Below are 9,342 nucleotides of genomic sequence, written 5' to 3' on the forward strand. Positions count from 1 at the left end.
GCATACTGCATTTGAGCAATTGATCCGTCCTATGAATCAGTTCATCTGTCCTTCAGTGCAGCGATTAAACCTGCAACTTATCTTTTCCTCTGCTTAGAGTGACTGAAGAGGGTTATGGTCATAATTTTTTTCCATGGGTGTTTTATGCCAAGAATGGTCGTCTAATTTTGTGGTAGAGACTGGCACTGGTTAAATTAGTGCAGTTTTGCTCTTCTAACTTTGTGATTAGTCCGTCGCCAACCCGCTTCTTAACTTTAGGTCATGGATGTAGGGGCTTCTTCTCCCAAAGCTCGAAAGAAAGCCTGTTCCGCTGCCACCATCATGGCACGCTTTGCATAGCGCTTAAAACTGCTCTCCGACTTATGGCGGGTTAATGTGCGTGCATGAAAACTGTCCATACCTCGCAACAGTAACCCCGTTGCAAACGTATGCCGTAATTGATGGGGATGTACCGCTTCCAACCGACGAATTTCCTCTAACTCTACTTCACTCAAGTGCTGCCAAAAATTGAGTTCTTCAGCGTTAACCTCTTCTTGAAGTTGCCGTTGTTCCAGTAGCCATTGGGCTTGCTTAGCTGCCCGTTGTCCTAACGCCTTCACTAAGTAGTAAATCCCCTGGTAGCCCAATCGTTGGCCTTTTCGATTTCGCCCATAGGCCAGAAACATGGGTGCATCTGGCTCGCTAGGTTCTATCTTCCGTCGATCGCTTATATACTGCGTCAAACAATCCCGTGCGTCTCGACCTAGCGGAACCGTCCCCGTACTGTCATCTTTCGCCATCCGAATGGTCAAACGAATTCCATCAAAATCATCCAGATTGAGATTCACAACCTCCTCTGCCCGGAGACCATGACTCAGAACGGCTAACACAGCCCGATCGCGCGGTTCTGTTTTCCCCGTTGCGTCAGGGCCCAATCCAGCGCAGCAATCTGAGCTTCTGATAAATCCTGCGCAGGTGGCAGGGGTACCGACAACAACTCCACCGCTGCTGCTGGATTCGTTGGGTGTGACTCCGGATAACTAGTGCGCAACCAACTGAAAAAACTCATTACCGCCGTCAGTGCCCGATTGACTGAATTAGCTGATAGTCCTTGTTCCTGCAAATATCCCTTAAATTGCGCCAATTGTCGGGGTGTCACTTCCGCCCAAGGTCGATCGACCCAACCCAGAAATCGTTTCAATTCTCTCCGATAGGCTTTCTGGGTATTTTCAGCGAACGATCGGGCCTGAAAATACTCCTCTACCCGCAGCCAACGCAGGTCGGTGGGGTCTGCGGGTAGAGGCAAAACTGACCCATTGGAAGGTACTAAGCAAATTGCAGGAAGTCCATCTGAGCTTGAAAACATGAGTAATGACCCCACAACTCAAGTTGGCTCTTTCAGTTTAGGGTATTTCAAGTAAGATAAGACAACAATATCTGTTATACGACTAAACTACGACTAAGTTGATCATGGCTAGAGTATACTAAACTCAGATCCTTGTATTCTGGGAGTTTCACCAATGCCATCTCCCTTTCCGGGCATGAACCCCTATCTAGAACAGCCAGCCTTCTGGCATGAATTTCACAATCGATTGATTGTAGCTATTTCGGATGCGCTGACCCCTTCTCTGCAACCGAAGTACTATATGGCTGTCGAAACTCGCACTTACATAGATACCGATAACCCCGAATTACTCGTGGGAATCCCTGACGCGATCGTGCTGACAGCTTCAAACGCTCCTTTGTTAACCCATCCTGTAACAGCGGTTACTCAACCGCACCCCAAACAAATCTGTCTGCCCATGCCCGTTGAAGTGAAAGAGCGTTATTTAGAAGTCCGGGAGGTGGGGACTCATCAGGTTGTTACTGTGATTGAGGTGCTATCACCGAAGAATAAGCGTAAAGGCGAAGGGCGAGTGACTTATGAGAAGAAACGGCAGCGGGTGCTATGCAGTTCTTCGCACCTGGTTGAAATTGATTTACTCCGAGAAAACATAGCCATGCCGATGATCGGAGTCGAAGAAGCGAGTGACTATCGCATTGTCGTGAGTCGAGCCAGTCATCGTCCCATGGCAGATCTGTATGGATTCCAAGTGAGAGATCCCATTCCTAGCTTTTCGTTACCCCTTCAATCCCACGATCCAGAATTAACTGTCGATTTACAAGCGATTCTTCTGGGGGTTTACGATCGCGGCAGTTACCAATTTCGCATCGATGACCACCAGCCTGTTCCACCGCCCAAGTTATCTGAAGTGGATCAGCAGTGGGTGGATGCGTTATTGACTCCCCTCCGAGGTGCGTGATGGCCCGTCCTGATCAGGAAAAATGTCGGCTGTGCGCTAAGTTGAATGCCCAGGAAGCCCAACAACGTCATGGCCCCGAGGGAGATGGCTGTTGGGATCCTAAATATTGCCACAATCGTCGTTCCTACTACCGCCACCGAGGTGTCCGAAACTCGATTCGGAAACAGCGACGACGGAGCCAGTCAGCCGAATCTGAGGGCTTAGAATTGGGGGCATCTTCATCGGAACGGGTTGCGATTCTGGAGGTGTTAGCGCCTGCGGTGCCGGCTGCTGTGGTTCATTGGTATCGCGCTACAAAGGATGCACCGCTCCATGCTTTGGGGGCTGAATTGTGGGTTGGCAACGATCGGGTGGCTCAAATTGAACCAGTTCATTGTTTGGGATTGACCGAATTGCAAGTCAAAACGCTGTTGGTGCGGATTTTAGAGGTATTTTCCCAGCACAGTGGCATGAAGGTGGAGCGCTTTCGCTCGTCAGTCGAACTCCATCCCCACAATTGCCCGATTCGACCTTGCCCACTCTATCCAGAGGTGAAGCTGTAATGGAAGTGCAGCAGTTAGAACTGGATCTGTGGCGATCGTTGGAAACAGCTTCTCGATTTCCAGAAACAGCAGATCTGCGATCGCTCTGTGATGCCCTAGAGCAAACACTATCCGATCAATCTTTAGCAGACCAGTTGGCGGTTGCCGGGAATGTATTGGTACAGCTTTCAGCGGTGTATGAAGTTCGGGCAAATCTCTTAATTTCTGGTTGGGAGCGCCGTCACAATCCGGCTGAGCCAGTGGTTAACCTAGAGGATTGTGTGGATCTATTTGTCCAGTCGTTATCCCTGGATGTCACCGATCTATTTGAAGACTCTGAGCCAGTGCAGTACCCGACAAACCGTCAAAAGAAGTTAGATCCTCTCATTGAGGGTTCGATCGTTGGGGAAGTGGATAAGGAAACGTTGCTCAATTGGGTTGATCAGGTGGCAGCAGAACAACCCCTGGATGCAACCCAGATGGCTGAGCAGATTCGGGAGCTAGCGCACGGGGAGAATGTCGAGGAATGGTCGAGGGCGATCGAGCAATACCTTGGATCTGTGGGTGCGGAAATTCAATTAGTGAAGTTACAAAAAGAGCTGGCCATGCCGATCGTGGAGGTGTGGCTTGGGTTGTTGCTGGGGGGCTACCCATTGGCACAACGGGGTGCGTTTTATGATGACCAGACAGTGTGGATTATGCATGGAAAATCCGGGATGCTGAATGCGTAGATCGCCCATGAATGATACATGCTCAATGATGATTAGGGTGTGTACTGGAAGCTGAAGTAGAGTGCCTGATCTTGTAAGCAGAACTGTCGTTGTCTCCCGTGTTTTGGCGGCGGTGGCCGAGTTTGTATGAAGCGCTGCAAGATATGCAGTGGACCCCAAAAACTGGACAGGTCGTTAAGCTCTGAAAACTCAAACTGTGATAGGAGTCTTTCATGGGTAATAAACGCAAACAATACAACGCCGACTTCAAAGCCAAAGTGGCCTTAGCGGTAGTACGAGGGGATAAAACTGTAGCAGAACTGGCCAGTCAGTATGAGCTACACCCAACGGTGATCAACAACTGGAAGCGGCAACTGTTGGAGGGAGCCAATTCGTTGTTTGAATCACCGCGAACACAAGCCCCCTCAGAAGCGCAACAGGCTCAATTAGATCAGCTCTATCGTCAAATTGGTCAATTGACGGTGGAACGAGATTTTTTAGCACGCAAGTCGGCACAATTGGAGCTAGTGCCCGACAAACCCTGGTAGAGCCCAACCACCTTGACCTGAGTATTGGTTAGCAGTGTGGGTTGCTGGGCTTGCCTCGGTCGAGCTACTACTACCAGGCATAACCTGAGGCATCAGAAGATGGGATCCTACGACGCTTGTTGGATGAACATACCTGAAAATGCAGTTCTATGGGAGTCGTCGGATGACGGTGCATCTGCAGGAATTGGGCTACTTGGTCAATCGTAAGCGAGTGCAACGACTGATGCGAGAAATGGGTTTATTCGCCCTCTACCCAAAACCGAAGTTGAGCCAAGCTCATCCTGAGCATTGGCTCGGACAAGGGTTACAGTTTACTGCGAATGACTATTCAGCTTCCCAATCGATCGGTTGGAAACTTTTCTTTACGTTTTAGCCTCAACTGACGAATATTTAGAAGAGGTAGCCGCTAGGTTCAGCTTCTTTTGCTGAACCTAGCGGCTGGTGCAAACAAGCTGGATTAATACTACTTCTAAGCCATTTCTAGCCCTTGCTCAGCATCAAACATTCACTACTAACTTCCCATCGCTCCAAATCTCAAAATTATTAGTAAGCGCTGGTTGATCGCCCATAGCCACCGCATCCCAACCCTGTACCGCAAACTGATTTGCTCGCTGTCCATTACCTCGAAATGCGGTCTCAATGATAATTTGCCGCACCTGTGCTGGAGTCAAATTTGGATTGGCGCTCAGCATCAATGCTGCCACCCCCGCCACATGAGGAGATGCCATGGAAGTTCCATTGAATGCTTCATACTGCCCACCTGGAACTGTGGAATACACATTCACACCCGGTGCAACCACATAGGCCATACTCGGATCAGTCCCAGCCAAGTTGGAAAAATCTCCCATATTCAAATTCCAATCGATCGCGCCTACAGCAATCCCTACCTGAGTCGCGATCGCCGCTGGGTATCCCGGTTGGGATGCCGACTCATTGCCCGCTGCCATAATTACAATCGAACCTAACTGCGTTGCATACTGAATTGCATCAATAATGATTTGAGAATACGCTCCGCCTAAGCTTAGGTTAATGACATCAGCACCATTATCCGCAGCATAGCGAATACCACGGGAGATCCATTCTCCTGTGCCTCCATTGTCTCCCAAGACTCGAATTGGCATAATCCGCGTATTGTAGGCAACTCCTATTACCCCAAATCCATTGTTTTCTGCTGCGATCGTTCCTGCTACATGGGTTCCATGGCCATCTTCATCCATGGGATTATAATCTCCATTTACAAAATCCCAACCAATGATATCGTCGATATAGCCATTACGATCGTCATCAATACCGTTACCAAAAACTTCATCGGAGTTGTACCAAATGTTGTCATCTAAATCGGGATGGGTAAAGTCAACTCCTGTATCAATGACAGCAACAACCGTATTTTGTCCCGTGTAGCCCCTTGTCCATGATTCTGGTGCATTCACGAGATCCTCACCCCAAGCAACGCCCCCCAAATTAGGAACTTCTGGAAAAGGCGATTGGCCGATCGATCGAGCAACCGCAGCCCCAGCATCAACTAACCCATAACCATAGACAGAACTAAACGGCAGGCTACCCGGCGGCGGACTCGGGCGATAGGTGACATCGGCTGCAATACTATAGCTTCCTGTTGCATAGGCTCCATAACTGGTTACACGAATAATGAAACTTTGTCCCGCTTCAAAATTTAGAACAATTTCAGAATTAGTACCTGGCCCGGAGTCATCATCCCAGGCAATTAACTGACCTGTCTGGCCATTAATGACTTGCAGATAAGTGTCAAAGTTATAGGAGTCTAAATTAAACTGCACTTGGCCTGCTTGCTGGCCTACAAAGGAATAGTCATCCATGTAGGTATTCCACCGGAGGGGATTGATGGCATCCCAATAACTCAAGTCCCCATACAAGATATTTGCCTGAGCCGGACTTACAGAATCATTACATACAGAATCATTGGAAGTTGTGATTGCAGTGGTGTCAATAGCAGCCGTTAAGGATAGGGCAGAAGACCTTGTAGCGTTGGCTTGGATAGAAAGCGATGTAGGGTCGAATAATAAAGATTGTTGGGTTGCTAAGTTTGTGAATCTTGATTCTCCATTAGTAAGTTGTTCAGTGTTGAGTGGATTCGAATAAGGTGTCGTGCTAAACATGATTGAGATCTCAACTTAACTTAGAGATTGTTGTCATCCTTTTCATTCTCGGTTTGAATCGCTTATGCATAACTTGAGTGAAGTATTCTGAAAATATTCACTCTAGACCAGTAGGTTTGAGTGCCTCGGGCGGAAGCGAGTTAATGATGTCTCTTTCCAGACCTATTGACCTTATGAAAATCTATGGGATACCTCAGATTTTTCATAACCTCCCTACGCTTCAGAATGAGAGGTTGCTAAGAGCACCAGATAGCTGAATTTGCAGGCTGAGTCCGATCACTTGGATGAAGAAGTTCTTAAAAACCATCTTCCTAAAAGTAATTCATGCTAATGCTGTTACATATTGGATTAACAGCTTACTTTCACTGAATTAATTCCTATGAGCCAACTCAAACGTCGCCATTTCCTCCAATTCTCTGGAGCCACCCTAGCCAGCATTGGGCTGAGCCAACTAGACTTCTTCACCCAGGCTCAGCAGCAACATCAAGTTTTAGCCCAAGCTTCCACGGGGCGCAAGTATGCACTCCTCATCGGGATTAACCAATATGATGATTTACAGATTGCTAACTTACAGGGCTGCATAACCGATGTGGAAATGCAATACAATCTATTGTGTTATCGCTATGGTTTTGCCCCAGAAGATATTCGTATCTTGACAAATGCAACTCCCGAAAAGCCAACCCGTGCTAATATTCTGCGTGCTTTTGAAGAACATTTGATTGCTCAGGTTAAACCCGGCGATGTTGCTGTGTTCCACTACTCTGGCCATGGGGGGTTGATGCGCGATCCCCACCCGATCGATCCTAACAATCCCACGAATGGTACATTAGTTCCCATGGATTGTCAGCTTAGCAATCGCAATGACATCATGGGGCGGACGCTCTTTCTGCTGAGCAAGCAGATCCAAACTGATGCCTTTACGATGGTTCTCGACAGTTGCCATTCCGGGGGCGGAACCCGAGGGAATAGTACGGTACGCGCCCTGCGGGTGGGCCGACCGGATGAACCGATCGCTAACCCCAGCCGTGAAGAATTGGACTATCAAAAGAGGCAACGCGAAAAGCTGGGACTTTCGGAATCTGAATTGACTAAACTCCGTCGTGCAGGCATTGCCAAAGGTGTGGCGATCGGTTCGGCTCAAAAGGAACAACTTGCTGTCGATGCGAATTTCTCTGGATTCCACGCGGGTGCACTCACCTACTTGCTGACTCGCTATCTTTGGCAAAATCCGACCCGTCAAGAACCCCTCAGTGACACCTTCGGTCGGCTGGCACTTATTACCCGTGAAGTCGCTGCTGACTCAAATAACCCACAGGTACCGATCAAAGAAGTCGCTCCTGGCAAACCCTTCGATCGTAAGCCGGTTTATCAAATCACCGCCGATCGGCCCAATGCGGAAGGGGTTGTGACTCAAGTTTCTGGTGCTGAACAAATTGAGTTTTGGTTGGGGGGCGTTTCTTCGAGCAGTTTGGAGGCTTATCAACCCGGTAGTTTGTTCAGTCTAATCAATGCTCAGGGTACAGTTTTGGGAGAAATTGAACAAACGGGACGAGCAGGCTTAGTGGGATATGGTGTGCTTAAACAAGGTAATCTGCCTGCGGTTGGCACATTACTGCGCGAAAAACTGCGTAATCTGCCCAATGATGCGTCGCTCAAAGTAGCAATCAGCCCTGACATTAAGGCAAATCGCAACGAACTGAAAGCAGAATTAGCTGAGATTTCCAATATCAAACTTGTGGAAGTCAGTGCGCTGGATAGTGGCGGTGTCATTATTGGGCCACTGACTGACCAAATTCGCCAAGAAGCCTTGACGAGATCGATTAATATTAGCCAGCCTCCCGGCAGTATTGGCCTATTGACGGCTACAGGTGACGGCGTCATCGCGGATAGCTTTGGGCGCTTAGACGAATCGCCGCAGAGCATTGCATCTCGCCTAAAACCTAAGCTCAAGTCATTGCTTGCCCGTCAGTTCCTCCGGCAAGTTTTAAATGGCAGTACCTCGCAACTGAAGGTGGATGTGGGGTTGAAAACGAAGGAGGGTGCAGATATCGAAGTGCTGGCCCAAGCGGATAGGCGATCGCTCAGTGTGAAAAAAGTGCCACAGACCCTGAAGGTCAACTCAAAATTCGATATTAGTGTGACTAACCAAGAATCCGTGCCGATTTACATGGCAGCGATTTCTATATGGGATACGGGAGATCTGGTGGTGCTGCATCCGATCGATTGGGAATCTCCAGAGTCGGCTGCTTTGGTGGAGAAAGGTGAGACAAAAAAAGCGCCTATGGTTGTTGATGATCTTCCTGGCTTCTTTGAAATTGTGGTTATTACCAGTGCCAAGCCTTTACGGGATACTTTGCGGGGCTTAAAGCAAGTGGCTACTGCTCGTGGCCTGAAGCAGGGGTTTGTGACCTTTGATAGGGCAAGCCGATCGAGTGGGGAATCCGATGACACCGTGGTTGAATCTGCCAGAAATCTTACCCATGATTTGACTCGTGGAATCAAAGCCGATATCGGTCAAACTCAGCGTCGAGGGCTTGACCCAAGTCAATCGGGTGTTTTTTCAACTGTGGTACAAGTGATTCAATAGGTTACTGAAGCGGAGGAATCGTTAGTATTGTTAGGGTGATTGGTGGTTGCAGTATTTATGCCAATGGAAGGGGAGATCGTGCAGTAGAAGGTGGAAGAAGCGCGATCGGGCACTAAATTTTTGTCGATCGATGACAAGATCGATGAAGTAGCAACAAAATAGAGAATGGAAGAAAGCTGAATATTCACACAGTGAACGACCCCGCCGCAAGCAGACGGGGTATCAGAATTGAACATTCGCGATCGATGAGACATTCGACCCCGATAAAATAGAAAAAATCAGCTAAATTACCTCAAAGTCCCCCTTTTTTCTAGCACAGCGGCGCGTTAGCGCGGGGATTTAGGGGGATCTAGCCTTCTAGCATAATCTCCCTCGCTGCCACGCGCACGACGGTAGGTTCTCCCCGTTTACGGACGGTTTGACTCCACTCATGGGCGCTGATGAAGTTGAGAACGTGCAGAATGCCGATCGCCGCCTCAACAGCATCATTGTCACCGCTGAGTTGGAGCTTGATTTTCTTGGTATAGCGAGTCATTGGTTTTCCTCAAAAGTAAACGAA

10 protein-coding genes are annotated in these 9,342 nt (G+C 48.6%); 6 read left to right on the forward strand and 4 right to left on the reverse strand.

The window, feature by feature from the left end; all coding sequences use genetic code 11:
- Nucleotides 1-254: 254 nt before the first annotated feature.
- The gene (locus ACN4EG_RS26245; protein WP_431633241.1) at nt 255-914 is read right to left on the reverse strand and encodes a tyrosine-type recombinase/integrase; all 660 of its coding nucleotides are present in this window, start codon (nt 912-914) and stop codon (nt 255-257) included.
- Entirely contained in the window at nt 863-1,345 is a 483-nt protein-coding gene (locus ACN4EG_RS26250; protein WP_431633242.1) for a tyrosine-type recombinase/integrase, read from the reverse strand. Before ACN4EG_RS26250 ends, ACN4EG_RS26245 begins: the two co-directional genes overlap by 52 nt.
- 154 nt (nt 1,346-1,499) lie before the next feature.
- Here ACN4EG_RS26250 and ACN4EG_RS26255 point away from each other — a divergent pair, with 154 nt between their 5' ends.
- The 5 genes from ACN4EG_RS26255 (at nt 1,500) to ACN4EG_RS26275 (ending at nt 4,434) form a co-directional block, all read left to right on the forward strand.
- The gene (locus tag ACN4EG_RS26255) at nt 1,500-2,282 is read left to right on the forward strand and encodes a DUF4058 family protein (RefSeq protein ID WP_431633243.1); all 783 of its coding nucleotides are present in this window, start codon (nt 1,500-1,502) and stop codon (nt 2,280-2,282) included.
- Entirely contained in the window at nt 2,282-2,824 is a 543-nt protein-coding gene (locus tag ACN4EG_RS26260) for a hypothetical protein (protein WP_431633244.1), read from the forward strand. Before ACN4EG_RS26255 ends, ACN4EG_RS26260 begins: the two co-directional genes overlap by 1 nt.
- On the forward strand, nt 2,824-3,534 hold the full coding sequence (locus ACN4EG_RS26265) for a hypothetical protein (RefSeq protein ID WP_431633245.1): 711 nt from the start codon (nt 2,824-2,826) through the stop codon (nt 3,532-3,534). Before ACN4EG_RS26260 ends, ACN4EG_RS26265 begins: the two co-directional genes overlap by 1 nt.
- 212 nt (nt 3,535-3,746) lie before the next feature.
- A complete protein-coding gene (locus tag ACN4EG_RS26270) occupies nt 3,747-4,061 on the forward strand; it encodes a transposase (RefSeq protein ID WP_431633246.1) in 315 nt (104 codons plus the stop codon).
- Nucleotides 4,062-4,200: 139 nt separating this feature from the next.
- Entirely contained in the window at nt 4,201-4,434 is a 234-nt protein-coding gene (locus ACN4EG_RS26275) for an IS3 family transposase (RefSeq protein WP_431633247.1), read from the forward strand.
- A 124-nt stretch (nt 4,435-4,558) separates the two neighbouring features.
- Here the strand turns inward: ACN4EG_RS26275 and ACN4EG_RS26280 are convergent, their stop codons facing one another.
- Nucleotides 4,559-5,896, reverse strand: coding sequence for a S8 family peptidase (locus ACN4EG_RS26280; RefSeq protein ID WP_431633248.1), 1,338 nt, complete (start codon nt 5,894-5,896; stop codon nt 4,559-4,561).
- 679 nt (nt 5,897-6,575) lie between these two features.
- On the opposite strand from ACN4EG_RS26280, the gene ACN4EG_RS26285 reads away from it, so the two are divergent.
- Nucleotides 6,576-8,783, forward strand: a complete 2,208-nt coding sequence (locus ACN4EG_RS26285) for a caspase family protein (RefSeq protein WP_431633249.1) — start codon at nt 6,576-6,578, stop codon at nt 8,781-8,783.
- 349 nt (nt 8,784-9,132) lie between these two features.
- Here the strand turns inward: ACN4EG_RS26285 and ACN4EG_RS26290 are convergent, their stop codons facing one another.
- A complete protein-coding gene (locus ACN4EG_RS26290) occupies nt 9,133-9,318 on the reverse strand; it encodes a hypothetical protein (protein WP_431631247.1) in 186 nt (61 codons plus the stop codon).
- Nucleotides 9,319-9,342 lie beyond the last annotated feature (24 nt).

Origin of the sequence: Alkalinema pantanalense CENA528 (genome assembly GCF_050753345.1) — a bacterium.
Lineage (GTDB): Bacteria > Cyanobacteriota > Cyanobacteriia > Leptolyngbyales > Leptolyngbyaceae > Alkalinema > Alkalinema pantanalense.